Source organism: Paenibacillus sp. FSL H7-0735, assembly GCF_038008505.1.
GTDB classification, from domain to species: domain Bacteria; phylum Bacillota; class Bacilli; order Paenibacillales; family Paenibacillaceae; genus Paenibacillus_AQ; species Paenibacillus_AQ odorifer.
The window spans coordinates 2,953,032-2,978,175 of the sequence record NZ_JBBOZH010000001.1; the positions used below are offsets into that span (position 1 = coordinate 2,953,032).

23 protein-coding genes and 1 pseudogene are annotated in these 25,144 nt (G+C 45.8%); 22 read left to right on the plus strand and 2 right to left on the minus strand.

Annotated elements, in window-relative coordinates:
• Nucleotides 1-161 precede the first annotated feature (161 nt).
• The 3 genes from NSS82_RS13215 (at nt 162) to map (ending at nt 2,722) form a co-directional block, all read left to right on the plus strand.
• Nucleotides 162-788, plus strand: coding sequence for an SGNH/GDSL hydrolase family protein (locus NSS82_RS13215; RefSeq protein ID WP_076100709.1), 627 nt, complete (start codon nt 162-164; stop codon nt 786-788).
• Between the two features lie 168 nt (nt 789-956).
• On the plus strand, nt 957-1,943 hold the full coding sequence (locus NSS82_RS13220) for a hypothetical protein (RefSeq protein WP_143761272.1): 987 nt from the start codon (nt 957-959) through the stop codon (nt 1,941-1,943).
• 32 nt (nt 1,944-1,975) lie between these two features.
• Entirely contained in the window at nt 1,976-2,722 is a 747-nt protein-coding gene (gene map / locus NSS82_RS13225; RefSeq protein WP_076100706.1) for a type I methionyl aminopeptidase, read from the plus strand.
• A gap of 196 nt (nt 2,723-2,918) precedes the next feature.
• Here map and NSS82_RS13230 read toward each other — a convergent pair whose 3' ends face one another.
• Together NSS82_RS13230 and NSS82_RS13235 are read right to left on the minus strand one after the other, a co-directional pair.
• On the minus strand, nt 2,919-4,007 hold the full coding sequence (locus NSS82_RS13230; protein WP_036685899.1) for a hypothetical protein: 1,089 nt from the start codon (nt 4,005-4,007) through the stop codon (nt 2,919-2,921).
• Between the two features lie 33 nt (nt 4,008-4,040).
• Entirely contained in the window at nt 4,041-5,027 is a 987-nt protein-coding gene (locus NSS82_RS13235) for a hypothetical protein (protein WP_038570088.1), read from the minus strand.
• 248 nt (nt 5,028-5,275) lie between these two features.
• Here NSS82_RS13235 and NSS82_RS13240 point away from each other — a divergent pair, with 248 nt between their 5' ends.
• The 19 genes and pseudogenes from NSS82_RS13240 to NSS82_RS13325 all read left to right on the plus strand — a co-directional run bounded on the left by NSS82_RS13240 (nt 5,276) and on the right by NSS82_RS13325 (nt 25,123).
• Nucleotides 5,276-6,052 (plus strand): electron transfer flavoprotein subunit beta/FixA family protein, encoded by a 777-nt coding sequence (locus NSS82_RS13240; RefSeq protein WP_178944227.1) that lies wholly within the window; start codon nt 5,276-5,278, stop codon nt 6,050-6,052.
• Nucleotides 6,049-6,135 (plus strand): annotated as a pseudogene (locus NSS82_RS32695) (4Fe-4S binding protein); the annotation flags it as partial. The gene NSS82_RS13240 and the pseudogene NSS82_RS32695, both read left to right, overlap by 4 nt.
• Before the next feature lie 3 nt (nt 6,136-6,138).
• Nucleotides 6,139-7,251 (plus strand): electron transfer flavoprotein subunit alpha/FixB family protein, encoded by a 1,113-nt coding sequence (locus tag NSS82_RS13245; protein WP_445321969.1) that lies wholly within the window; start codon nt 6,139-6,141, stop codon nt 7,249-7,251.
• Nucleotides 7,248-7,943 (plus strand): hypothetical protein, encoded by a 696-nt coding sequence (locus tag NSS82_RS13250; RefSeq protein WP_076272854.1) that lies wholly within the window; start codon nt 7,248-7,250, stop codon nt 7,941-7,943. The genes NSS82_RS13245 and NSS82_RS13250 overlap by 4 nt, the downstream gene beginning before the upstream one ends.
• Before the next feature lie 26 nt (nt 7,944-7,969).
• A complete protein-coding gene (locus NSS82_RS13255) occupies nt 7,970-8,827 on the plus strand; it encodes a hypothetical protein (RefSeq protein ID WP_076272855.1) in 858 nt (285 codons plus the stop codon).
• Nucleotides 8,828-8,845: 18 nt separating this feature from the next.
• Nucleotides 8,846-9,988, plus strand: a complete 1,143-nt coding sequence (locus tag NSS82_RS13260) for a DegT/DnrJ/EryC1/StrS family aminotransferase (RefSeq protein ID WP_341109824.1) — start codon at nt 8,846-8,848, stop codon at nt 9,986-9,988.
• The gene (locus tag NSS82_RS13265) at nt 9,985-10,992 is read left to right on the plus strand and encodes an ABC transporter ATP-binding protein (protein ID WP_036685909.1); all 1,008 of its coding nucleotides are present in this window, start codon (nt 9,985-9,987) and stop codon (nt 10,990-10,992) included. Before NSS82_RS13260 ends, NSS82_RS13265 begins: the two co-directional genes overlap by 4 nt.
• Nucleotides 10,989-11,780 carry an ABC transporter permease gene (locus NSS82_RS13270; RefSeq protein WP_036685911.1) on the plus strand — a complete coding sequence of 264 codons (792 nt, stop codon included), beginning with the start codon at nt 10,989-10,991 and terminating at the stop codon, nt 11,778-11,780. The genes NSS82_RS13265 and NSS82_RS13270 overlap by 4 nt, the downstream gene beginning before the upstream one ends.
• 5 nt (nt 11,781-11,785) lie before the next feature.
• Nucleotides 11,786-12,580, plus strand: a complete 795-nt coding sequence (locus tag NSS82_RS13275) for an ABC transporter permease (RefSeq protein ID WP_036685913.1) — start codon at nt 11,786-11,788, stop codon at nt 12,578-12,580.
• A 12-nt stretch (nt 12,581-12,592) separates the two neighbouring features.
• Complete coding sequence (locus tag NSS82_RS13280; RefSeq protein WP_076272856.1) at nt 12,593-14,074, plus strand: class I adenylate-forming enzyme family protein; 1,482 nt, start codon at nt 12,593-12,595, stop codon at nt 14,072-14,074.
• Between the two features lie 8 nt (nt 14,075-14,082).
• Nucleotides 14,083-14,997 (plus strand): NAD-dependent epimerase/dehydratase family protein, encoded by a 915-nt coding sequence (locus NSS82_RS13285; protein WP_038570110.1) that lies wholly within the window; start codon nt 14,083-14,085, stop codon nt 14,995-14,997.
• A gap of 56 nt (nt 14,998-15,053) precedes the next feature.
• Nucleotides 15,054-16,190 carry a glycosyltransferase gene (locus NSS82_RS13290; protein WP_341109825.1) on the plus strand — a complete coding sequence of 379 codons (1,137 nt, stop codon included), beginning with the start codon at nt 15,054-15,056 and terminating at the stop codon, nt 16,188-16,190.
• A 3-nt stretch (nt 16,191-16,193) separates the two neighbouring features.
• Nucleotides 16,194-17,363 (plus strand): peptidase U32 family protein, encoded by a 1,170-nt coding sequence (locus tag NSS82_RS13295; RefSeq protein WP_038570123.1) that lies wholly within the window; start codon nt 16,194-16,196, stop codon nt 17,361-17,363.
• A 14-nt stretch (nt 17,364-17,377) separates the two neighbouring features.
• A complete protein-coding gene (locus tag NSS82_RS13300) occupies nt 17,378-17,644 on the plus strand; it encodes an acyl carrier protein (RefSeq protein ID WP_076272857.1) in 267 nt (88 codons plus the stop codon).
• A gap of 2 nt (nt 17,645-17,646) precedes the next feature.
• Nucleotides 17,647-18,840, plus strand: a complete 1,194-nt coding sequence (locus tag NSS82_RS13305) for a glycosyltransferase (RefSeq protein WP_076272858.1) — start codon at nt 17,647-17,649, stop codon at nt 18,838-18,840.
• A 10-nt stretch (nt 18,841-18,850) separates the two neighbouring features.
• The gene (locus NSS82_RS13310; protein WP_076272859.1) at nt 18,851-20,584 is read left to right on the plus strand and encodes a hypothetical protein; all 1,734 of its coding nucleotides are present in this window, start codon (nt 18,851-18,853) and stop codon (nt 20,582-20,584) included.
• Nucleotides 20,577-23,162 (plus strand): excinuclease ABC subunit UvrA, encoded by a 2,586-nt coding sequence (gene uvrA / locus NSS82_RS13315; RefSeq protein WP_076272860.1) that lies wholly within the window; start codon nt 20,577-20,579, stop codon nt 23,160-23,162. The genes NSS82_RS13310 and uvrA overlap by 8 nt, the downstream gene beginning before the upstream one ends.
• Complete coding sequence (locus NSS82_RS13320) at nt 23,156-24,808, plus strand: carbamoyltransferase family protein (RefSeq protein ID WP_036685931.1); 1,653 nt, start codon at nt 23,156-23,158, stop codon at nt 24,806-24,808. Before uvrA ends, NSS82_RS13320 begins: the two co-directional genes overlap by 7 nt.
• A gap of 27 nt (nt 24,809-24,835) precedes the next feature.
• The gene (locus tag NSS82_RS13325; protein ID WP_036685933.1) at nt 24,836-25,123 is read left to right on the plus strand and encodes a hypothetical protein; all 288 of its coding nucleotides are present in this window, start codon (nt 24,836-24,838) and stop codon (nt 25,121-25,123) included.
• Nucleotides 25,124-25,144 lie beyond the last annotated feature (21 nt).

The window sequence follows — 25,144 nt, forward strand, 5'->3', positions numbered from 1 at the left end:
AGTTTAACCCTAAACCCTGCTCGAATCTGAGCGGGGTTTTTGTTATTGTTTTTTTAGTGAAATGTTTGCATTATTGATGTTTCGTAGTAGGCTGCATTCATTGTATTTGATATAATAGATTGGGTTATATTAACAGAGGTAGTTAGAGGAGGATTTCATTTATGATATTCCAACAAAACGATGTCATTCTGTTTCAAGGTGACAGCATAACAGACTGGGGACGTAATCATGAAGACGCTTCATCGCTTGGAGTGGGTTATGCAATGATGGTCGCCGCTCGTCTGGGGTATTTATATCCAGAGAAGAATCTTACTTTTATTAACCGTGGCATTGGTGGCAACCGTATTGTTGATTTACAGGGGCGTTGGGATAAGGATTGCCTGGATTTGAAGCCGACTTGGGTGTCCATTTATATTGGAATTAACGACACTTGGCGCCGTTTTGATTCTGGTGAAGAAACCACTCCCGAGCAGTTTGAAGCTTCATATCGGGACCTGATTAAACGCACTCAGAAATCTTTGGATGCTAAATTAGTTCTTATAGAGCCTTTTGTTTTGCCTGTACCGGAAGATCGTAGAACTTGGCGTCAGGATCTTGATCCTAAAATTCATATTGTCCGCGAGCTGGCACGTGAATATGGGGCGCCGCTGGTTCCGCTAGATGGACTTTTTGCAGCGGCCTCCGTAAAAGCAGAACCGGCTTACTGGGCATATGATGGAGTACATCCTACTCCTGCAGGTCATGCACTTATTGCGGATGCTTGGCTCAAAACGATGGGAGCAATCTAATCAATTGTCATTTTAAGACTAGAACCACGCTTTAATAAGCAGGTTGTAGTCTTTTTTTAATCGCGTGTTAGTAAAGTCGTTTTTATATATTTATAGACACTGTTATAATTGGAATATGCTTATGTATTGGAGGCGATTCGCATTAGGCGGTTAATATGGATAGCACCTTTGTTATTGGTCGTAGTGTTAAGCGGATGTAAAAGTGATTTGGGCTTCATCAATGCCAGATGGATCGAAGGCGTGTCGTTGACACCCGTGGCAACTAGTGATCAGAAACAAGCGGATCGTCCTTTGCACTCAGAGAGCTTAACGCTAAAGGATTCTGTTTTGATCAAGACGCTTGCGGAGGCTATGAACAAGAGTAAAAAATTTTCTGATGATCTGGATTGGGGTCCGGAATTTGAAATGAAGCTTGTTTATGGGGACGGCTATTCGGAAGACTATTACATAGCGCTTGGAGATCAACTTGGACATGAAGGGATGTTTACTACAGCGGAGAACAGCAGTCAGGGCTACACGATTCCTGTAAAAAACTCTGACCAGTTAAGAAAGCTCATTTATGGAACAATCGATACGGAGAACATTGAACAGGCAGACCCTGTGGAGACTTCTGTCGAGGTAACAGGTCCAGTAACCCTATCACATAATGAACTGTCTCCGGTCACAGGCAGAGCGGGATTTTTAAATCTGCAACTGCTAGAGGGGAGATATAGCGAAGATTGGACTACACCCAGTCCGTTAACGGGAAGAAACTGGAGTGGCCGATTTAGACTAGTTGTGACTGATGAGCAAGGGAAAACGCTGAGTAGCTATCCGTTAAATGATCAATTTGCCCAGACCTTTAATGATTTTTTCCAGCTTCAGTTTGAGGATTATAATGGAGACGGTGATCCCGATTTTACGATCGGACAATATGGAACGAGTAACGGTTATTTCTATAAGCTTTTTACACTCAGAAGAAATAACGTGATAGAAGAACTGCCTATTAAACCTGAAAATCAGCTGTTTATCAGCAGTCCTGAGCGGTATTCCATAAAGCTGGATAAAGTTGATGAGCATAGCTTCAAGAGAAGTTACTACGATAACGCAGCAGGCAAACAAGTGGAAGATACTTTTCAGTGGGTAGGGAGTGCATTTCAGAGGCTGGACAATTGATTAATTCATGAAGTGAGAGGAATGTGTGTTGGATGACAAGTGATACGGTACAAGATTTAGAAGGGTTAAAAGCTATTGGAAAAGTGGTGGGCCACACCATCGCCGAGATGAAAAAGAAAGTAACCCCTGGGATGACGACTGCGGAGTTGGATCTTATTGGAGCTGAGATTCTGGAAAGCTTCGGAGCATCCTCAGCCCCGAAGATAACTTATAATTTCCCGGGCAGCACCTGCATCAGTGTGAACGAAGAGGTTGCTCATGGTATTCCGGGTCCGAGAGTGATTAATGCTGGCGATTTGATCAACATTGATGTCTCTGCTGAGCTGAATGGGTATTATGGGGATGCTGGCGTTTCTTTTCAACTGCCGCCCTATAACGATGATATTCTGCGTTTATGCCGGAGTACTGAGGAAACCATGATGAGTGTGATCAATCATCTGCGGGCAGGGATGAAGGTTAACGAGATCGGCAGAATGATGGAACTTGAAGCTCGCAAACGCGGTTATAGAGTGGTGCGTAATCTGTGTAGCCATGGAATTGGCAAATCACTGCATGAGAAGCCTTTTGAAATTCTACCCTTCTATAATCCAAGAGTGACCACAGTACTGAAGGAAGGACAAGTAATTACAGTAGAGCCTTTCCTCTCGACTGGAGCGGACTATGTGGAGCAGCAATCGGATGGCTGGACGCTAAGTGTTGTAGATAACGGTCGGGTAGCGCAGTTTGAACATACGATTATCGTGACTAAAGGTGAGCCTATTATTCTGACTAGTGTGTAAGCCCGAATAGCGACTTAAAGGGGTGGAGGATGGAGGGGGATATGAGCAAAAGCCCTTACCCGGACCCTCCGTTCCTTCCATGTCGTTAGCGAAGATGTTATTAGCCGTGATAAGTGGCAATGCGGTAAATGCTTTAAAGAGACCTGTCTATTTGACAAGTCTCTTTTTTTCTAGGATGAGGCGTTACGCTTATATCCTATATTTGGCATAAATTATCGATGTTTTTTTCAATGGAATGATAAAACAGGTCTTCCGCATGAAGGACATAGGCCATGTATTCTTCCATCTGGTCAGTAAGTGTAAATTCATTCATGATATACTGCCTGGTCATAACATTCCTTAAAAGTTCCCATTGTTCGATGCTTTGCCGAGCACAATGAATGACATCGCTGAGAGCATTAGGATTTGCTAAGGAATTCAGCAGCAACAGCAATACTTTTTTCCTATCTGAATGACGGGTGAGCGTCGTCCGGGTTAAAGAGTAAAGGTCATGGGGGCGGTTTGAAATCTTTGTATTGAGGATGAAACGTCCACTTGCAAACAGATTGTTCAGTTCCTGGATGGCTGATCGTCCGATATATTCCAGGCGTCCTTCGGTACAAGAGGGCGGCTTATAATAATTCGATAGTGCGGTTCTTAAAATGAGCGAGGCTCGGGCTGGCAATTCAGCAAGCTCATCTTGATTAGGATGTACTGTGAAACAGGAAAACTGCCGATTGTAGGCATCCATAAACGAAGTTTTGGCATCTTGACCGATATTTTTGTTATGCGGATAAGGCTTGAAATACTCTTTGTTGTAATTTATATAATTGTCCAAGAAATAAAAATCAGTTGCCGTCTGCCCTAGGATCAAAAATATATGCCCATCCACAATATGATCTGTTTCCAGAGCCGGGTTTAATTCAAATGTTCTATAAAAGGGGACTCGTTTCATTAACGTATTGACAAATACGACTTCGTTATTTGCTAACAGTGTCTCTATCGTCTGGATGGCTGCCTCTGCATTGTTGCTAAAAGTATGTTTATTAGCGACTGTTATATAATCCTCGGGATCTTTGATCTCGTTCAAGCTTAATTCAAACTGGTCACTGTCAGTATGGGTAACTAATTTCAGATTAAAATCATCTAAAAACATCTTGTACAATACGCTAGAATCATTGACATACCTCTTTAGCATGAAAAAAATATTACGGGTATAGCAGTTTCCCAGTGACTGTACCTCTGCAATAGGCTCCCCTGCAGAATTATAGTAATATTCCATTTCTAACGTCTGCAACGTCTGCATAATTGTCCCTCCAACTGCTGCTAATTCTCCAATTCATCCCTTGGAGCCGAGCGCGCTTATTATTTCGCCCAATAATTTGGTTTCGTCTGTTTGTATGGTCAACAGAGAATGTTTGAGTGCGTCTAGCACCTTGGGGTCCATGGACAGATTATACCGAAGCACCATATTTCTGTTCAGAAGAGAGCGTTCTTCAAGCTCAGTACAACGCTCAATCCATCGGTCGCTTTGCAGCAGGAGTTTTATTTGTTGGAGATATTTAAGTCTTAAAACCATAAGCTTCTTATGCTCCCACAGCAAATGATAGGCTCTAATGTCAAGCTCAGGGTCATCTTCTTTAGGATGCTCCATTTGATAAATGAGGTGTTGGTAAACACTTTGTCCATAGATGCTGGTAGTGGTATGGTTAATAAAATCGAATGAGCGCTTGGAGGATAGATATCGCTGCAAGCTGTCGACAATCTGTTCGACGTTTAAATCAAATTCTGCATCGATTTTGCTAAGCAAAGTTACACGCGTAATAAAATTTTCTTCCCCGGACAGATAGTCAAAGGCGGATTCCAGTTCGGAAAAGGTGCATTGAGCGGTCATAAATTTACCGCCCGTAATATTGTCCCGAATGCAGACTGTTTGGCGATCAAGATCGTAGCCGTAAATTAATGTCTCGTGAAAACGGTGCTCTTGGCCGAACTCCTGATATGCAGATATAAAGTACCGGTCGAGATGGCACCATACATAGCAATCGCCGTTGATAGAGTCTACTACAAAATCCGTAAAGGAAGACCACTTGGAAATGATGGTTCTAGGCAATATGAACTTATTGAGAAATGGGCAATAATCAACAAGAAGCTCATGATTGTCAAAAAAGTAAGTTTCCCAATCCGTTACATATCTCAGCTGAATGAAGTTGGAATAAACCCAGGGCCATATGCGGTTATCCGAAGAAATAATAGAAAACAAAGTCCCATAGGCGTTGGAAGTATTTATTAGTGGATCGGAAACGGGTAAAGTAATTTTACTCAATTTACACCTCCATATTCCTCTTATATGTAAATGAAAATGAAATAAATGACATTATTATACTATAATAATTGTTCATTCCAATTATGTGATGATAATCATATTATGATAATAAAGGGAAATGGTAATCTGGCGAAGAATAGTACTTTTGGAAACATTTTGACATACGTTTCTCTGATAAAAAAGCAGCAGAATGTGATGGGGGGAGCGATATATTGCGAATAGTAGTTTGTTTAAAGTTTATTGCACACGTGAACAAAGACGATGTGCATGGCATTGCTGATGGCCGTAAGATCTCGGCCTCACCGCCACCGAAGGCAACCTTTGAGCTAAACTATCCGGACCGGCAAGCCATCCATGTGGCATTGGAGCTGAAGAATAGCTGTAATGCTAATGTAACTCTTATTTCCATGGCCCCTCCCGGTTGTAAAACGGCTCTGCAGGAGTTTATGGGTTATGGAATCGATGAGGCAGTCCTGCTCAGCGACGCTTCATTTGCCGGTTCGGATACATTGGCGACATCGCTGGTACTGGCTCGTGCTGTTGAGAAGCTTGGTGGATGTGATCTGGTTCTGACCGGCAGCCATTCAACCGACAGTGATACCGGTCAGGTAGGTCCGGGAATCGGCGAGTATCTAGATATCCCCCACGCGATAAATGTAACACGGTTTGAGGATATTTCGACCGATGAGGTTTTGTTCCACCGCCAGCATGACGAAGGGGTAACAACCAGACAGTCTTGCCGGCTTCCGGCAGTATTGAGTATTAGTGGAATGACAGCCGTCTCTGAGTTGAAACCGCTAACAATTGCTGCCAAATTACATGCCAGAACCAAGGATATTCTGGTATGGTCCTGTCATGACCTTGGCCTTGACCCACAGACGGTTGGTTTGGCAGGCTCGGCTACTGAAGTAGTTTCAGTGTACGAACAGCACTCCGAAAGAAAGGGGATTTTGCTGGAAAGCGATGAATATCTACGGGTATTGGAGCCGATAATCAGCAAAATCAGCGAGGTTAGAAATGGATGATTAGGATTGATCAGGAACAATGCACATATTGCCTCCTGTGTTTAAAACGCTGTCCCGCCGCTGCAATCAAGGATGAGGATGAGGGCTTGCGTATCGACGTTGCGGCATGTACTTATTGCTCAGTCTGCACGTCTTGCTGTCCTAACCAAGCCATTATAATGAAAGACAGGGCACAGGAGACCAGACAACCGTACCCTGAGCATGAGGGTATTTGCCTTGTTGTGGAACATGCTGAAGGCGCGCTCTCTTCATATTTTCCGGAACTGGTTACCGCAGCAAAACAGCTGCAGGCTATGAGAGCCCAGCGCATTTACGCTTTGGTGGTCGGAGAGCGTATAGAAGACCTAGCCCAGCATCTGCTTCAGTGGGGAGTAGATGAGGTGTGGATGGTGAACAAACCGGGAATACAGCGTTACGCCGAAGATATTCATTATAATTTGATTTCTGCGGTGCTCCGGGATCAAAGACCGTCTGTCGTACTAGGTATGGCTACCGCATGGGGGAGGTCTATTTTCCCCAGAGTCGCAGTTCGCCTGCGGACGGGGCTATGCGCCGATTGCATCGATTTGAAGATGGGACCGGATCACGGGGATTTTATTATTACCAGACCGACGCAAATGGGCGAGCAATTCGCTGAGATAAAAATACCGGCAAGACGGCCGCAAATGGCAACTGTAAAAACCAATTTTTATTCCGCTGCTGAGACCGCACACGTCGCGCAGGGCAAGATTGTTGATCTAAGCTCCCTGTATTCTTGCTCTTCCTCAGTCCTGCAGTTTATGGGAGTAATTGAAGAAGCCGCGGGCAAGGAGAACATCGAGACTACAGAAATTATTGTTGCTGCCGGGAGAGGCATTCAAAACGCAGACAATCTTCGTTTAATCTATGCGCTCGCCGATGCGCTTGGGGGGAAAGTAGCGGTTACCAGACCGCTTGTAGAATGTGGATGGATGGATAGTATGCATCAAGTCGGACTGACAGGTAAAATGGTCAAGCCCAAACTGTACATTGCCTGCGGAGTGTCTGGGGCAGTGCAGCATAAGGTTGGGATGCATCATTCGGAGACGATAATTGCAATAAATACGGATCGCAATGCACCTATCTTTGATTACTCCACATATGGGATCGTAGGCGATCTTTTTACAGTCATACCTGAAATATTGTCGGCATTGAACACAGTACAGGAGGTTGGGCGATGATTGAGAAGGAGCTATTAAGACAACAAACGCTGCATACGATTGGCGTCATGCTCGATGAGCACTTGCTTCAGAAGGAGGATATGTTCAGGTTTCAAAGCGATGTCCACGACACATATTCTCCGGAATACATCCGGAGCGAGATGGAGAATTGGTACAGAACATTAGGAATCGAATATATCATCCAGCGAAAATTTTCACTTCGGATGCCGCAGTTTACGAGAGAAGAATTAGAAGAAGCGGACCGAAGAAACGAGATCATTTTATGTGTTCCCCAAGGCGTCAGTCGCAAGCAATTAGGCTGCTTGTTTAATATCCGCAATTGGGCGCTGGAGAGTGAACTGGTCGCAGCAACTCCGGAAATTGAGGATTTCTGGTTCACCGTTCCGCGGACAACCGAACCGGATATGCTGGATCGGACGGCTGTGGAAATACAGCGTACATACAAGAAAACCGGAAAATTGGGAATGAGTCTGGAGCGGTATCTGGTATTTGTCGCCCGCATGAGGCATCTGACAGGACAAACACCGGATATAAGGTCAAAGATGTGGATTACCAACGGCAAATATGAAGGAAAGGCGATGCTTGTGGTTGGTTTCGACTCGGCTGGCGAGTTTACAGCACATGGCTGGATGCCGAATTTCCACTCGCCTATGGTGGGCGGACGTTATACCTGGATACCTGACCATATATAAACAGTAAGGAGACGGTTATTTCGGCTATGTACAATAAGTTCACTGAATCGGGGCCTCAGCCTAGTGTACACTTCACCGCTGCTCGCAAGGCGGAACCGGGTCCTAATGAATTGTTCATTACCAACCGTTTTACTTTAACGGGAACGGTAAAGGACCCATCCTGCTTGCAGCTTTTTCATGGGGCATGCCATTTACCAGGGCATTATCCTTACTCCAGTGTCGGAGTAGTGACTAAAGCGGGGCTTGGAGCAGAGCATCGCGTAGGCCAAGCTCTTGTGTTTTCTCCTCATTATACAAAGGATGTATGTGTCCCTCTGCACAGTGGGGTGGATGGTCAGATCTTTATTTCCAACGACTTAGACCCTGTGACAGCTGCGTTTGTTCCTATGTTTTGTGTGGCACTAAATGTGTGTGAAGAGCTGGCAGATGAAGGCATTAAAACGGTGGAACTGTGGGGAATGGGACTGCTAGGAAAGCTTTTATTAAGGTTGCTTGAGCAGGATGAAGATTTGAGCTTCAGTGTTGAAAAGAAGGAGGCCAAGGATGAGATTTGGGCCGGGTTAAACAGCGGTGTGTGGGACTGCGAGGAGAGAGCCATTGTTGCACTTGATTCGGACCTGCTCTCGCAGGTTCAACGGCATTCGGCTTTAAAAAACCATCCACCAGACCAGCACATACAATTTATTGATATGACAAGACCTGGAATACTTAAGGAATCCATAACGCATGACCGTATTCAGGAAATCTCTCGCAGAATTGGGAAGCAAGAGCTTGAAGTAACCAGCCTAATTGCCCAACATATTCATGCGGAACATATGGAGCAATTTATCAGGCAAGCGGCGGAAGGCTTTTTTGAAGGGAAAACTGTAGTCTATGACTGGTAGAGGAGGTTCGTCATGTAGTTGACACAAGGTGTTATGGATGTACCCGCACTCGATATTGCATTTTCTGAGCAGGAGCGGCGTATCATTATGGAGCGAATTGATGATTGTCTGTCGAGAGGAGCGTTGAGTCAGGGTAGGTATGTACAGGAGCTGGAGGAACGTTTTGCCCGGTATGTAGGAGTTACTCATGCCATTGCGGTTAATTCGGGTACAAGTGCGATTGAAGCGGTAATGAGAGTGCTCGAAGTAAAGGGGCAGGAAGTGCTGGTTCCGGCAAATACGTTTATTGCCACGGCTTCCAGTGTCCTGTTTGCCGGAGGGCATGTTCGCCTTGTTGATATTGATCCCCGTACATTTTCGGTGTCGCTGGCTGAAATAAAGAAGCAGGCCACGAGTCGTACCCGAGGGGTTATTATCGTACATATTGGCGGAATTGTTACACCGGAGATTGAAGAAATCAGGCAATGGTGCGATGAGCAGGGGCTCTGGTTATTTGAAGATGCCGCTCATGCACATGGCAGCAGGATGGCCGGAAAAGGTGCGGGAGCTTTCGGAATTGCCGGAAGTTATTCCTTTTTTGCCACGAAAATCATTACCTCGGGGGAAGGAGGGATCATTGTCACAAACGATCATTCAATGGCTGAGAAGCTAAGAATGTTCCGCAATCATGGCAAGCCCCAGCCTTGGGAGACTTACCACACCTCGCTTGGCAATAATTATCGAATGAGTGATATCACAGCAACGATAGCGCTTACCCAGTTTGAGCGGCTCGACGCGATCATTGAACAACGGGAAGCGATCGCCAACCGTTATACTTCCTTCTTTACGAAAAATCTTCCTGATTTCGAGATTGTGATGCCGCAGGACAGATGCAGTTGGTATAAGTACATTGTTATAGTGCCTTTAGACGTTGACAGTTCCGATTTGAAGGACAGACTCAAGGAGAAAGGCGTTTCGCTCCAAGGGGAGGTATATGCAACGCCGCTTCATAGGCAGCCGATCGCTGCTTCCCTACAGTTCAGTGGGGAATATCCGCTAGCGGATGATTATTGTCGGCGTCATATCTGCTTGCCGATTTATCCCAATTTGACTGATCAGCAGATCGATTATGTTTTGGCTGTATTCTTAAGTGTGGTCGCAGAGTTAAGGGGGCAGCAATGAACGAGGGCATTATTATTGATAATCTGAGAAAGGTCTATCGCGTCCCTGTAAGAGAACATGGGTTAAAGCATGCGTTCAAAAGTCTGATCAAAATGGAATACAACGAAGTTGAGGCGGTAAAAGGTATCGACCTCAGGGTTGAGCCGGGAGAAATTGTCGGGTTCATCGGACCTAACGGCGCGGGAAAGACAACCACGCTGAAGATGCTCTCCGGTATCCTGTATCCGACATCAGGCAACATTTCCGTCTATGGCTTCAAACCGTGGGAACGCCAACATAAGTTTCTGCGCAACATCAGTATGGTAATGGGGAACAAATCGACGTTAACCTGGGATATTACGGTCGAGGACTCTTTCTTTGTGATGAAGGAAATATACGGAGTCTCTGATGCTGATTTTAAACAAAGACTCAACGAGCTAAAAGAACTACTGGATATAGGGCATCTGCTTAAGAATCAGGCACGGAATCTCTCTTTGGGAGAACGCTCCAAGTGTGAATTAACAGCAGCGTTGTTACATCAGCCACGTGTATTGTTTTTGGATGAGCCTACTTTGGGGCTGGATGTTAGCATGCAGCTGCGGCTTCGCAGTTTTATCAAGGAGTATAACCAAAAACATGAGACAACCATCCTGCTTACCAGTCACTATATGGAGGATATTTCTTCCCTTTGTAAACGGGTTGTGCTGATCAATCAAGGCAAGCTGTTATACGACGGATCTCTGGAGCAACTGAGCGGTAAAATAGCTCCCTACCGCATTCTCAAAGTCAGTTTTATGGATGAAGACGTAACGGGCACAATTGAAGAGCTAAAGGAGAAGTTTACTGACAGCTTGCAGGTCATGGAGCTTGCGGAAAGCTACGTATTGTTTAAGATTCAGAAGGAAGCTGTACCTGAGATTGTTTCAGAAATCTTTAATAGCTATTGCATTGGAAATGTAACAATCAATGATGCTCCAATCGATTCGGTAATTGATGAAGTGTATCGAGAGGGGAGGCTCCTTTGAATTTTCGCGGAGGCTTTGCGCTGATACGTAGGACTATGTTCGGGTTTATGGCTGAGAAAGGTTTTTTCTGGACATTGACGCTTGGTTGGATGATGGGACCTATCATCTATATGTTTGTTTGGACCGTTGCTGCGGGAGATGGAAGCATAACCGGGTTCACTCAGCAGGATTTTGTGAGGTATTATATTCTGTTAATTCTTGTGAACCAGCTGACCTACCCTACCTCACACTGGACGGTCGGCGATCAAATCTATGGCGGCAAGATGTCGATTGTATTATTGAGGCCGATATCGCCTTTTTACGATGTGGTTGCATCAGATTTGGCTGTCAAAATCGTCTGTATGCCTTTTGTTATATTTGTTGCCGGTGTGGCAGCCATTTTTTTGAACTTCAGACTGGCTATATCCGGTCTGGACTTGCTGGTGGCCGTTTATCTTCTTCTCATGGCTCAAATAATCAGATTTATGCTGGCCTATACACTTTCCCTGTTTGCATTTTTCACCAATAAAATCAAGTCCTTGCTTTCTATTAATGACACCCTGGTATTTTTGCTGGCCGGACAGGTAGCGCCTTCGTCGTTGCTTCCGGGATTTATGCAGGATATCTCGGATTATTTACCTTTTCAATATATGATCAGCTTTCCGATAGAGTTTTCCCTTGGAAAGTTGGATCATTCACAGCTTGTTTTTGGCATAATTGTTCAATTCGTTTGGGCGGTCGTTATCATATTATGTAACCGTTTAGTGTGGAAAAAAGGGATTCGTGCATACATGGCCGTGGGAGGGTAGGGAACATGCTGAGATATATGCGTTTGCTGAGATTGTTTTTCTCTACAGCGCTTCTAAAGGAAGCGTCATTCCGCGGTGACTTTCTAATCAAAATTCTGTATACCGCAATTAATTTAACCGGGACGATTGGCGGGATCGCGATCCTCTTTTCCAACACAAATTCGCTTAACAGTTGGACTTTTGCGGATACGCTGGCATTATCGGGCGTGTACTATTTTATTTTGGCAATGAAAAATCTATTTGTTGGTCCAAGCCTTGGCTCATTAGCCGGGATGGAAGGGGAGCTATGGACTGGAGGATTTGATTTAACGCTGCTCAAACCGATTGAGACCCAGTTTTATGTGAGCACGAGATACTGGTCTCCGCTTAATCTGTTTGATGTTATGGTGGGAGTAGCGGTGATGGTGCTGGGCGTTTCTCAAATGCAAGAAGCGATAGGAATATCCACTTGTCTGATGTTTGTATGGGCCATTTGCAATGCTTTACTGCTGTTGTACTCAATACTGCTGTTATTAAGCTCTTTGGCGTTTTGGTATGCCGGAAGTCCGATGTTGAGTATATTCGACAGTATCATGCAGATGGGTAGATTTCCGGTCAATGTATATCAGAAACCAATCCAATTGGCGCTTACCTGGATCGTTCCTGTCGCCTTTATCGTTTCCATTCCTGCAGAAGCATTAGTGGGCAGGGTAAGCCTGTCCTATTTATTCGGAGGCAGCTTGCTAGCTGCGGTTTTGCTAATGTTAGCCAGTGCGTTTTTTAAACGAGCAGTGAAAAAATATGCAAGTGCTTCTAGCTGAGGAGGATTCTAAGTGAACACTTCTTCCATATTGGATTTGATTTATTTCAATTGCTCGAATAATCCAGGGCTTACGGCCATTGATTATGAAGGATCAACGATCACTTATGAAGAGCTACGGCAGGAACTGGAGCACAGTAGTGAGAAGCTGGATCTCGCGGGGATCCGGCCCGGGCACAGAGTTGCCTTAGCCGTTGCAGACAAATCTGCTTTTATCATGCTGTGGCTTGCATGCTGGCATACGGGAGCCGTTCCGATCCCATTTGAACCTGTGAAGAACTTACCGGAACTGGAGAGAATGCACTCGTCAAGCCATTGTCAGTATTTAATTTGCGATCCAATTGATTCGGAGGGCAGCAGTCAGCTTGAGCTCGTACTCAGAGTACCGATGTTTATTTTTAGGACTGCAACGCTTTTTTTACAGGCAGATAAGCAGTCTGATGAAGATATTGCTTTGAATTTTTATACCTCAGGAACGACTGGACCGCCTAAATGCGTACAGTTTAGCCATCGGGCCATCTACAATAATGTAATGGCCATCTGTAGAGGGCTTGAAATTACTGCAAACGACAAGCTGTTCACACCGATTTCGCCGTGGCTGCCCGCGACGCTAACCACTGTAGTCCTACCGGCCCTCTGTGCCGGTGCTACATTAATCATGTCGAAGGGAACAATGCCTGCTAGAATTTGCGAGCAGATCAATCGCAAAGAGGTAACGATTCTTTTTGCGGTTCCCTATATGTATGCCTTGCTTAATGAGTCAGTCGTGTCATCGTCAAGTGTAGCTTGGGATAAAGTGAGACTGTGCATCAGCTGCTCTGCTCATCTGGACGCAGCGACTTTTAAGGACTTTTATAAGCTGTCGGGCAAGTCTATCCGTTCATTGTTCTGTTCATCCGAAGGTGGGGCAATTGCCTATAATCCTTCAAATGAGCAAGAACTGATCAGAGATTCGGTGGGACAGCCACATCTGGGAGTTTCTATTCGGCTGCTTGACCCGGAGGGGCACGAGGTTGCTCATGGAGAGGAAGGAGAGATATGGGTCAGCAGCGCTCATATATCGTGCGGGTATTACGGGCAGCCCGAGTTGCAGGCAGAGGTCTTTCAACAGGGTTGGGTACGTACGGGTGATCTGGGAAGGTTGGATGAGGCTGGGTATCTGTATTTGTCGGGACGGCTTTCTGATAACATCAATGTCGGCGGACATTTGGTAAATCCGGCAGAGATTGAACAAGTCCTGCTGCTCCATAACGGCATTAAAGAAGCACTTGTATATGGTGTTTCCGATAAATACTATGGCAGCAAGCTGATTGCGGAGATCGTGCCGCTGGATGCCCAGGTATCAGCCGATGATATTATCAGATTCTGTTCAGCGAGACTTGCGGCATATAAGGTGCCGAGAGTAATCAAGTGGACGGATAACATTCCCAAGGGTCGCTATGGGAAGAAGCTGAGAAATCAGAATCAAGCAGCCAGTCACATCCTGACGCCATGAGGTTTCTTGTGACAGGTTGCAGCGGTTTTATCGGGAGCAGGTTAACAAGCAGTTTACTGGAACAGGGACATGCTGTCAGAGGGCTTGTATTGCCGAAGGAAAAAGGCGTTGGCGAAACACTTGCAGAATTGGGTATGGAACTGTGGGTAGGCGACGTTCTGAACCCTGAAACGATGGATGGCATAGGGGAGGATATTGATGTCGTCTATCATCTTGCCGGCAAACATTCTGGTTCTGTGTCCCGGATGAGGCAGCTGTATGTAGAGGGGACGCGGAATCTGCTGGACCAACTTTTGCGCAGCGGAACGTATGGCAAGTTCATTGTGGCAAGCAATGGGGCTGTATATGGAAGCGACAACGTTTGTGTGGCCGATGAATCTGCACTGTGCCATCCCGTTCATCCATTTGGAAGAATTACACTCGAAATGGAGCGGCTGGTCCAGCAATACTGCACCCATGCGAAATTTTCTTATATCATTCTCAGGATCGCTGAAGTGTACGGCCCGCTTGAGCATAATTATATCCGGCAATTAATGCGCTGCACTCAGATGCTGGGGAACGGGCGCAGTTATTCATCTAAAGTGCATATTGATGATGTTATTTCAATGATGCAGTTGGCCTGGAGTAATCTTGCTGTTCAAGAGATTTATAACGTGAGTGATGATCTTCCTCTAACACAGGAGGAATTGATAAAAGAGGTTCGGAAATATGCTCAACTGTCTGAAATACAATGGATTTCTCCTGAGGCTGTCACTGATCGTATCAGACTAAGTATACATGGTTTACGCGCCCTTTCCGTACGTATGGGAAACGAAAAGATAAAAAAGAATGCCGATGTACGGCTGGCATACCCTACTTACGCCCATGCGATTCCTTATTTAATCGAAGAAATGTCCAATAGAAGCGAGGTGAATAGTTTGTGAGTCCGCCAAGAATTATGCTTCTTCCAAGCCCCCCTAGCTCCGGTTCTGTAGGATCAGTGAGCAAAACGCTGGGCATTGCCAAGGTTCTGCAAAGCCAAGGTTGCACGGTCAGCTTTGTGATTGGCGGCAAGCTTGCTGACTTTGTCCGAGCCAACGGCTTTCAGGTTTATGACTATCCGATTCCGCTTCCTTCAGGGAATTCCGGAGATGTTCGCAGTGCTGCCGATTATGTAGAGTGGACAGGGATGGCAGAATCGGGCTTTATTCGTCAAGCGGTTGAGGCTGAACTGAAGGCGATACAGGCTTTTAAACCCAACGCCATATTTGCCGAGTCTCGTCCGAGTGCTTCCATTTCAGCTGCCGTGGCCCAGATTCCCGCTTTGATGATTGCGAGCTGGCCAAGCCATCCAGCCTTCCCGGCCAACCTACAGTATCCGGGATCTGCCAAAGCTATCGCCGCTTTTAATGAGGTGTTGGCGGATTATTCACTGGATTCTGTTTCCAATCTGGCTGAATTATTATTTTCAAGAGCAACGATTAAAATGGCACCGACACTACCGGAACTGGAGCCGGAGCTGGCTGCGTTGAAGGAGTGCGATTTCGCCGGTTACATTCTGGATTTGGAGGCAAGACAATCTTCAAATCTGCAGTGGCATCCGGACTGGCAGGGCAAGCCGCTAATTTTTATTTATTTAAGCGTTAGTGCCATTCCCCCTTTAATTTATATTGAGCTTGTCAAAGAGATCTTTGACAAGCAACCCTACCGTGTTGCCTGTTTATGCGGATTTCATTATGAACTTAAGGTGCTTCCTGACCATACCGACAATATTCAATTCCATTGGTTTATCCCGGCTGCTGAAATTATGCCGGAAGCAGCTCTGGTAATCTTTCATGGCGGACAAGATACTATGCTTACGACAATGCTTCATGGACTTCCGAGCATAACCGTTCCCGGTCAACATTTTGAACGGGACTATAATTGTACGCAGCTCCAAAATCTTGGTCTCACTTATAAGCTACCCGTTCAAGCATTCAGACCAAGCCGTATCCGTAAGATTGTTGAGACAGCGTTGAACGATAATTTGGCTGAGCTTCGCGGGCATTATAGGTCCAAGCTGAGGACTTTAAGCGGAACTGAGAATTGCTGTGCTGCATTGATCGCACTGGCACAAAAAAATAGCTGGCAGGTGTAATTTATGAAGATATCTGTTCCATATAACGGCGATATCCAGCTTATTGACGAGCTGGGCGGATACGAATATATCAGCTGCTTCTTCGGTGGTTCTTCTCAGGAGGGCTGTGGAAGCGGAAGATCGGCTGCGGCAATGCCGATAAGTACGCGGAGCGATATTGAACAAGCGGTTAAGCGGGCCCATATGTACAACAAAGAGTTTAACTATTTGATGAACAGTTCCTGTCTCGGCAACAGGGAATATGAGGATGAAGGCTACCGACAAATTGTAGATCAAATGGATTGGGCCGCTGAAATAGGTGTGGACTGGATCACCTTAGCCAATCAGCTGCTTGTGGACATTTGCAGGAGAAGACATCCTGAGATCAAAGTGAGCTTGTCCTCCTTTGCGGTGGTCGAAAGTGTGGAACGGGCAAAATACTTTGATTCAATGGGCGTCAAAGAGATCACAGTAAGAGAAAACATAGCCAGAGATTTCAGGCTGCTTGAACGTATACAGAACAGCGTTGAATGTGAAATCCAGGTCATTGTCAATCAGACCTGTCTCTATGAATGTCCAATGCAGGTCTATCATGACAATGTAATGAGCCATGGCTCATCCAACCGTGGAACGGATAACCAAAGCTTTATGGATTATTGCTCCGTCAAATGCACTTACGAGAAATTTAATGATCCAGGGAATATCATGAAGGCGCGCTGGATCAGGCCGGAGGATTTGGCGGAATATGAGAAGATAGGCATACACCGTTTTAAGCTGACGGACCGGTCAAAATCTACTGCCTGGCTGTTGCAGGCGGCAAAAGCCTATCATGATAGGCAGTATCCGGGGAACTTGGCTGATATTTTGAACATCGTTCACACCAACCATCGCAGAACGGCCGGTGCGGTTACACGAGAAAAGGCGTTTTTTTCCCGGCAAACGCAGCAGAGCCGCCAGAGCATCCGTGCCCTGACCTTATTGGATGTTTATATTGACAATTCTAAGCTGCAAGGTTTTATTGATTTTTTCAAAGAAGTCGATTGCCGGTCACTGGATTGTGCGGTATGCGGGTATTGTGATCAATTTGCCGTTGAAGTCCTTTCGTTTCCTGATCCTTCCGCCCGGACCAAGAGCTTAAACATGCTGCAGCAGCTGGTACAAGATACGGCAGAGCGGCAACCAAAGGTTTTCTGAGAGGAGATATAAGCATGCAGAACAAGGAGATTCTGGGTAAGCTGGCCGCTATTTTTTCAGAGGTCTTGAGCAAGGAGGTTACAATGGAGGAACTGGATGCGCAAGCGGATTTACTTGAAGCGTTCCATATGGATTCACTGATTGCTTTGCAGATTATCGTTAAGATTGAACAACAGCTTGGAATCGTCATTGAAGATGATGACCTGGCACTGGAACTATTAAATGATACCGGGAAATTGATGGCATATATTGAGGGACAGTCGGAAAGGGTGAGCAGCTGACGATGAATCTTTTGTTTCTTTCTGAAGGTGCTTATTTTGCTTATTATCAAGGGGCCGTCAAGGCTAACCGTGCAGTATTCGAGTCCCTGGCTGCCAGGGGACATCAATGTAGAGTAGTCCATCTGGTAGACCAGGAAGATTCTCTGTTACAGGTGGAGGAACAGCTGCAGGAGCATGGGGTAAACAATATTATTCGTTCCGCGCATAGTCTTCAGGGGACAGTAAGTGGTGTAGAATGCCATTTCACCACGAGTGTTATGCTGTTATACAGAACAGCAGGGGATTTGATGAAAAAAGGCAATCCGGACGTGGTTCTTGTGAATATGGCTTACCACACCATGGTTGCTGCGGGAATAAAGCTCGTGGCTGGAAGCGCAACAAAATTGGTTGTGATTTGTCATGATGTGATCACTCTCCCTTTTGGGCCGCATAGCTGGATCGAAAATCCGCTGCTCCGACAGGAGCTTGCCCAGGTCTCCGGCTTTATTGGTGACAGTGATTTCGTAGCTCATAATATCACCGAATGGGGTGGTTATACCAATGCTGTTTCGCTACGTTTCCCAATTTATGGGGATGGTATTTTTCCAACCTTTCATAATTTCAACAGAGGATACATCGCGATATGCAACCCTACAGAGATAAAGGGTTTATCCATTTTTCTGAAGCTGGCTCAAGCTTTTCCGGACTATCCTTTTGCTGCGGTAATTACATGGGGCGATTTGAAGCAGGAGGAACAATCCGCTTTACGTGCTCTGCCTAATGTGACACTGCTTGAACCGGAGCGCGAGATGAATTTGATTTTTGAACAGGTACGAGTGTGGCTTCATCCTTCCATCTGCGCTGAAGCTTTTGGGCAGACAGTAATTGAAGCGATGCTAAGAGGTATTCCTGTTATTGCAAGCGACCAAGGCGGCCTCATGCAATCGAAATGCAAGGTTGACTATAATCTTCCGGTGACGCCGATTACGGAAACTTACAAGGATGAAGCAACAGGACATACAATGCCGGTTATTCCCGAACAGGATACTGCCATATGGGTGGAGACTTTGCAACGGCTGCTGACGGACAGGACACTCTACGAATCCATTTCTGCAGCCTCTAAAGCTGCCGCGCAGGAATTTATAACGGAGGCCCAGCCTGAAAAATTCGAACTGTATCTGGAGAATATGCTGCAATCCGAAATGTCAGCAAGGTGAGGTGAAGAGTGTGGAAAAGACATTGGATACATCCGCCATTTCCGTTACATTGCTCGACTGTCTTCATCGTGCTTTAACAACAGGAGATATTGAACTTTGGCTGGAGACCCAGTATTTCGAAGATGAAATGGAAGCTGAATCACAGCGGGCATGGTTCCATGGGTATTTACAAAAAACAGTTCCGACTTGCATAGAATTTAACGTACGAAATGTCAGAATAAGTCTTGCTGAAATTGTTGCTGCTTGTACTTTGACCTTTACTTATGAACAGTTTGACCAGCTAAAGGATGAGCATATTTATACTATGCGCTATGTTGAAGACAAAAAAGAATGGAAGGTTGTAACGATCGAGAAAAGCTGGCTACCGTTTGGTTCGGCCGAAGCCGATCTAATTCATTACGATACTTATTCCATGACTGATCTCTTCTGGTGGACCAATGAAGCGGAATTGGAGATTGTTAGAAACAGCAACGATCCTCTGCCGGCGAATTTATACGCTCGGGCAATTCCACGAAATATACGTTCCCGGGAAGTGCACTCTGAATTGGAATGTGCGGCCATTCTATCCAATATGCTGTCTTTGCGCGTAGCTGATCTGGCAGCATTGCTGTTTCAGCCAACCGCTCTAGGGACGCTGGAGTCCTTATATCATTTTGCAAGTGAAAATATCAATTTCCAGATTGAGCGGCCTGATCGTAACAGCAGCTGGTCAAGCAAATTTACTGCTCCAACGTTTAGTTATGATGAACTGTTGACCTTGGCTGAAGATCACTTTCCATTAACCGCTAATTGTACGCCGCTTATGTCATTTTATTTTGCGGTGCTCCGATTATGCGGCTTGGCGGCTTCGGATATCGTCCAGCTCCGTTTAGTTAATTACGATTGTTTGCTCGTCTCCATCACTGGAGAGGCATACCTGTTTTTCACAGACCGGATTGTTAAATTAAATGCAGGTACTTACTATTATCAGACCGAAATCAGCAAGCTGTTCAATGAGAGGGAGTATTGGTCTGCTGCCGGAAGTTCGAATTTATCAGGCCGGACGGTGGAGCGATTAAATAACTGGTTCAAGGATGGCACTGTGTTTAAATTCTCACGTCCTCTAACAACGGGAATTAGCTATATGGATGAATGCCCAATGCCCAGTTTAAAAGAATGCGCTGACCCGCTGCAACTTCATCGGTTGCTGCGTCAAACGATGCTGAGATACAGCTGCAATCTGCCGGATTCTGTATATACGTACGCCAAATATGCTTATCAGACACTATTAGTAACAAAACCGCAGGCTTATGTTCTGGCATCTATGAATAGTCCGCTTATTCGTCAGTTTCTGAGCGATTATAATACGAAACAGCATTTTTTTGAGTATGTGGATTTATTGAAGAAGAAATCCATATTTCGGGAACACGACCGACTGATGACTGCAGACCAAGTAATACGTCACGGTACCGCCGATCCGGCTTCCCTTACAGTGTTGGTGTATGTCTGGTTAAATCAAAGCCACCAGTCTCAAGGCGGGGTTTGTATAACTGATGAAGATAGCTATTGTTTTTTTGAAGGAGAAATATGGAGCGGCAAAAAACGAAAACCAGCATCAAAGATGCAAGGAAATCTGTTAGTAGCTTTTAACCATGAATCATGCTTCAGTGAGCTGATGAACATTTCTGAAGCGAAGACCGAATGGATAACATTCATACGGCAGCATATGACGATGTCTCATGAAGGAGCCGATCACATTGAATGACTGGATTAAAATTCAAGGTGCGAGAGAAAACAATCTGAAAAATATATCTCTGTCTATCCCCCGAAACAAACTAGTGGTGTTAACTGGATTGTCTGGTTCCGGCAAATCAACGCTTGCCATGAATACCTTGCAGCAGGAATGTCAGAGGCAATACATGGATTCGCTCGGTATGATAAGTGATTTTATCCACAAACCTAAGGTTGATTCTATTGAAGGGTTGTCGCCTTCCATCTGTATTGACCAGCGCCACACTAACCGAAATCCCCGGTCAACCGTTGGAACTACAACGGATTTGTACACCTTGCTTCGTATATTGTTTACCAAAAGCGGAGAAAGAGCTTGTCCTAATTGCGGAAGCCAAGTCAAGGGTTCAAGTAGTGCTGACATCTGGCAGGAAAACTATGAGTCGATCGAAACAGAGATTCATGATCTTCCTATGTCCTATTCCGATGAGGGCAAAGCCGTGTGCCCAGAGTGCAGCCATGAGCTTAGAGCATTGACCATGTCCCATTTCTCTTTCAATAAACCTGAAGGCGCATGTCCGGTTTGTATGGGCTTGGGGGTTGAACGAAAACCGAATTTACAAGAAATTTTCGATGACAGCCTCAGCTTGAAGCAGTGTGCACTTAAGGGGAGCAATCCTCATGGAGCACAGTTAATGGCCGATAATTTGGTTGCAGCCGGTAACTATTACGGATTTGTGTTTGATCCTGATAAACCCTTGAGAGATTTGGGCACGGTCGAACGGGATCTGCTGTATTTCGGTGTATACAGCCAGCGATTTATCAGGCATTTTCCTGGGAAGACCCCTCCAACTTATGCTGCAGAGGGAAGATTCGAGGGGATTCTGACCAACCTGGAACGCAGATACAAGGAACGTGGACACGAATCGGACTATCGAGAGAAGATTGAAAAATTCTTTCATCTGCAAGAGTGTTCGGATTGTCACGGTACGAAGCTGAACGCAGACAGTCGAGCGGTTACGCTAGCCGGGAAAAGTATCACCGAAGCATCTGCAATGCCGCTCTTCCATTTGCTTGGCTGGTTGCGTAAAGTGTCCGCTCAACAGCTAGGGGGAAGTCAGGATCCGCTTATGAACATCGTTTCCGAAATGGAAAAAAAGCTGGCTCGCTTGATTGAAGTGGGTGTCGGCTACTTAAGCTTGGACCGCTCCACCGTTTCTTTATCTCTGGGAGAAATGCAGAGGCTTAAGCTCGTCTCATTAATCGGAGCTAGCTTAACAGGAGTTTTATATATTCTCGATGAACCGACAATTGGCCTTCACCCGATAGATACCGAAGGTCTGCTCCGGGTGCTCCGGCAGTTGCGTGATCTTGGAAATACGGTTCTAGTTATCGAGCATGACCCGGATGTTATGCGGGCGGCCGATTACCTTATTGATATCGGACCGGGTGCGGGCAAGCAAGGGGGAGAAGTGGTTGCGGCTGGCTCCGTGCAGCAGCTGATTCAGTGCAGCAGATCATGGACCGGGCAGTATTTCGCTGGTAAAGATACGGTGGTTCTTCCTGAACAGCGCCGCAGAGGGAACGGGAAATGCATTGAGATTACAAATGCCAATCGCCATAACCTTAAGGATGTAAGTGTGAATATCCCGTTGGGCAAGCTCGTTGTGCTGACCGGGGTATCAGGGTCGGGGAAATCGACTCTTATGTTCGACGTCCTGGCTCGATCCGCACAGCTTCATTTTACCCAAAGCACCGAGACTGATGCCTATGCAGATGTTAAGGGCTGGGAGAATGTGCATAAGGTCATTAGCTTTGATCAATCCCCTATCGGTCAGACTGCAAGATCAAACGCGGCAACTTACACAGATGTGTACACGGCGATAAGGAATATTTTTGCTGCGCTGCCTGAAGCGAAAATGCGTAATCTCCAGGCCAAACACTTTTCTTGCAACGTCCCCGGCGGCCGATGCGAACGCTGTCAGGGAGCAGGGCTTGTGCAAGTGAATTTGCAATTCCTACCGTCGGTTGAGACCCCATGTCCTGTATGCCGGACCAAACGATTTAAGCCGGAGATTCTGGATGTAAAGTATAAAAACCATAGCATTTCAGATGTATTGGCTTGCTCTGTAAAAGAAGGGATGGAACTGTTCGCGGATGAACCATCCGTATATAACAAGCTGGATGTGATGTGCCGTATTGGACTGGATTATTTAATTCTGGGCCAGCCGGCAACCACTTTGTCCGGCGGGGAGGCACAACGGGTAAAGTTGGCCAGAGAGCTCTCCAAAAGCAGTAGACACCACACCTTGTACTTGCTTGATGAACCAACAACAGGCCTGCATCCGCATGATGTGATTAAGCTGATTGATATGCTTGGGCAGTTGGTCGACTCGGGTAATTCTGTCGTTGTGATAGAACATAATACCGATGTCTTAGTCATGGCGGACTGGATTATTGACATGGGGCCGGAGGGAGGCCTGGAGGGGGGACAAGTCTTGGGTGAAAGCACACCAGAGAACATCGCGGAAATCAAGAATTCCAAAACAGGTCGAATTGTAAATCAGCTTCTCAATCAATATCAACAAAACTTAGAGGGGGAGTATACGTGTTAATTCTTGGTTTAAGCGGTGGGCTAGGACATGATTCAGCGGCATGTTTGGTTCATGATGGCGTTTTGGTGGCCTATGCTGAGGAGGAGCGTTTTTGCCGAAAAAAACATGCTTACGGAGAGCCCCCGGTTTTGTCGCTCCTCAATTGTCTGTCACAAGCGGGCGTTGCTTTTGAAGATATCGATCTGATTGCTTTATCATGGGACCCGCAAAAAGCGGAAGAATTGGGGATATTGGAGAAATTCAAGAAGCACCCGGTATTATCAGGCAAAAAAATGCCCACTATCATTTCGGTCAGCCACCATTTATGCCATGCGGCAAGTGCCTACTATTTATCCGGGTTCGATGATGCGGTGATTTTGGTTATGGACGGACAAGGTGACGATATTTCAACCACAGTAGCCTATGGGAAGAATGAGCATATTGAGGTTAAGCAAGAATACGGGATTTCACAATCGCTTGGATTTTTTTATTCCATCGTCAGTGATTATTTACAGCTTGGAGCATCGGGAGAAGGAAAGCTGATGGGATTAGCCTCTTATGGAGAGTCAGTCTATGACTTTTCTGTACGGTTGACGGAAGACGGGTACGAGATTCCTATCGGAGAACCTGATAGTTCGCTTGGTTTGGAGGATAAGTATAACAAGCTGACCCGAATATGGATGAAGGAAATGTACCGTAAATTCGGTGATCCTCCAAAGCGTATCTATAGCAATAATACACTGTATGGCGGGCTCAATTATACGGTCGAATACAGCAAGAAGCACAAAGATATTGCCGCATCGGCGCAGCAGGCGCTGGAAGACACTATTGTGCATCTTTGCCAGCAGACCATCCGGCAAGGCAACAGTAAAAATTTGGTGATAGGCGGAGGTGTTGCTCTCAATTGTACGACGAATGGAAGGCTGGAACGCCTCGGAATTTTCGATGAAATCTTCGTATTACCGGCAACCAATGATGCTGGGGGCTGTATCGGAGCTGCCATGATTGCCTCTAAAGAACGTTCCGTTCTCCCTGTAAAGGGCAGACTGAAGACTCCTTACTGGGGAATTTCCTATGATGACAACCATATATCGGAGGTATTAAACAAGCTTGGTTTGAAGTATAACTATTCATCCGATATTTGCCGGCAGACGGCAGAACTGATTGATAGAGGTAAAGTCATTGGCTGGTTCCAAGGCGCAGCCGAGATGGGGCCAAGGGCATTGGGCAATCGTTCCATAACAGCCAGTCCTGCAAGTTATGATTCATATGTAAAAGTCAATCAAAAAATCAAATTCAGAGAATCCTGGAGACCGCTGGCGCCAAGTATTATGGATGAACATGCGGATTGGTTGGTGGAGGAGGCGCAGTATTCGCCGTATATGCTGAAAGCCTACACAGTCAAAGAAGAGAGAAGGCAGGCTGTTCCTGCCATCGTGCATGTAGATGGATCTACCAGACCGCAAACGGTTCGAAGCGAGGTGAATCCGGTCTGGCATCAGCTTATTGCCGAGCATTATAAGTTGTCTGGAATTCCGCTGATAATGAACACATCGCTTAACACACGAGGAGAACCGGTGTGTGAGACTCCATACGACGCCATCAAAACCTTCTATACCTCCGCTATGGATGCGCTGGCGGTCGGCAATTTCTTAATCGAAAAATAATACGGGAAACGAGGGGATTTGACCGTTATGAACAGAGATGAGGAATATATCCAAGCGACAGTGATGGAACTAATCCGCAAAAATGGAGCCTTACCCTCAGTAGAGCAGAAAGAGACGCTGCAGGCTGCTGATTTGAACAGAACTTTAACCGAATGGGGAGTTAATTCGTTCCGGGCTTTATATCTTCTGTACGATTTGGAGGAGGTCTTCCGGGTTCAGATTCCAGACAACTGTCTCACTCCAGAGACCTTTGAGTCTCCCTTGACGATTATTAACTGTCTTAAAGTGTTGCTCAATGATAAGGCAATTTCCTGATGCATGATTTTTAATTCCAAG

What these genes read in the sequence shown, in the direction of transcription:
- NSS82_RS13275 (WP_036685913.1), top strand. Translation starts at nt 11,786, where the DNA reads ATGCTGAGATATATGCGTTTGCTGAGATTGTTTTTCTCTACAGCGCTT.
- NSS82_RS13265 (WP_036685909.1), top strand. Translation starts at nt 9,985, where the DNA reads ATGAACGAGGGCATTATTATTGATAATCTGAGAAAGGTCTATCGCGTC.
- NSS82_RS13305 (WP_076272858.1), top strand. Translation starts at nt 17,647, where the DNA reads ATGAATCTTTTGTTTCTTTCTGAAGGTGCTTATTTTGCTTATTATCAA.
- NSS82_RS13250 (WP_076272854.1), top strand. Translation starts at nt 7,248, where the DNA reads ATGATTGAGAAGGAGCTATTAAGACAACAAACGCTGCATACGATTGGC.
- NSS82_RS13230 (WP_036685899.1), bottom strand. Translation starts at nt 4,007, where the DNA reads ATGCAGACGTTGCAGACGTTAGAAATGGAATATTACTATAATTCTGCA.
- NSS82_RS13300 (WP_076272857.1), top strand. Translation starts at nt 17,378, where the DNA reads ATGCAGAACAAGGAGATTCTGGGTAAGCTGGCCGCTATTTTTTCAGAG.
- NSS82_RS13215 (WP_076100709.1), top strand. Translation starts at nt 162, where the DNA reads ATGATATTCCAACAAAACGATGTCATTCTGTTTCAAGGTGACAGCATA.
- NSS82_RS13325 (WP_036685933.1), top strand. Translation starts at nt 24,836, where the DNA reads ATGAACAGAGATGAGGAATATATCCAAGCGACAGTGATGGAACTAATC.
- NSS82_RS13255 (WP_076272855.1), top strand. Translation starts at nt 7,970, where the DNA reads ATGTACAATAAGTTCACTGAATCGGGGCCTCAGCCTAGTGTACACTTC.
- map (WP_076100706.1), top strand. Translation starts at nt 1,976, where the DNA reads ATGACAAGTGATACGGTACAAGATTTAGAAGGGTTAAAAGCTATTGGA.
- NSS82_RS13295 (WP_038570123.1), top strand. Translation starts at nt 16,194, where the DNA reads ATGAAGATATCTGTTCCATATAACGGCGATATCCAGCTTATTGACGAG.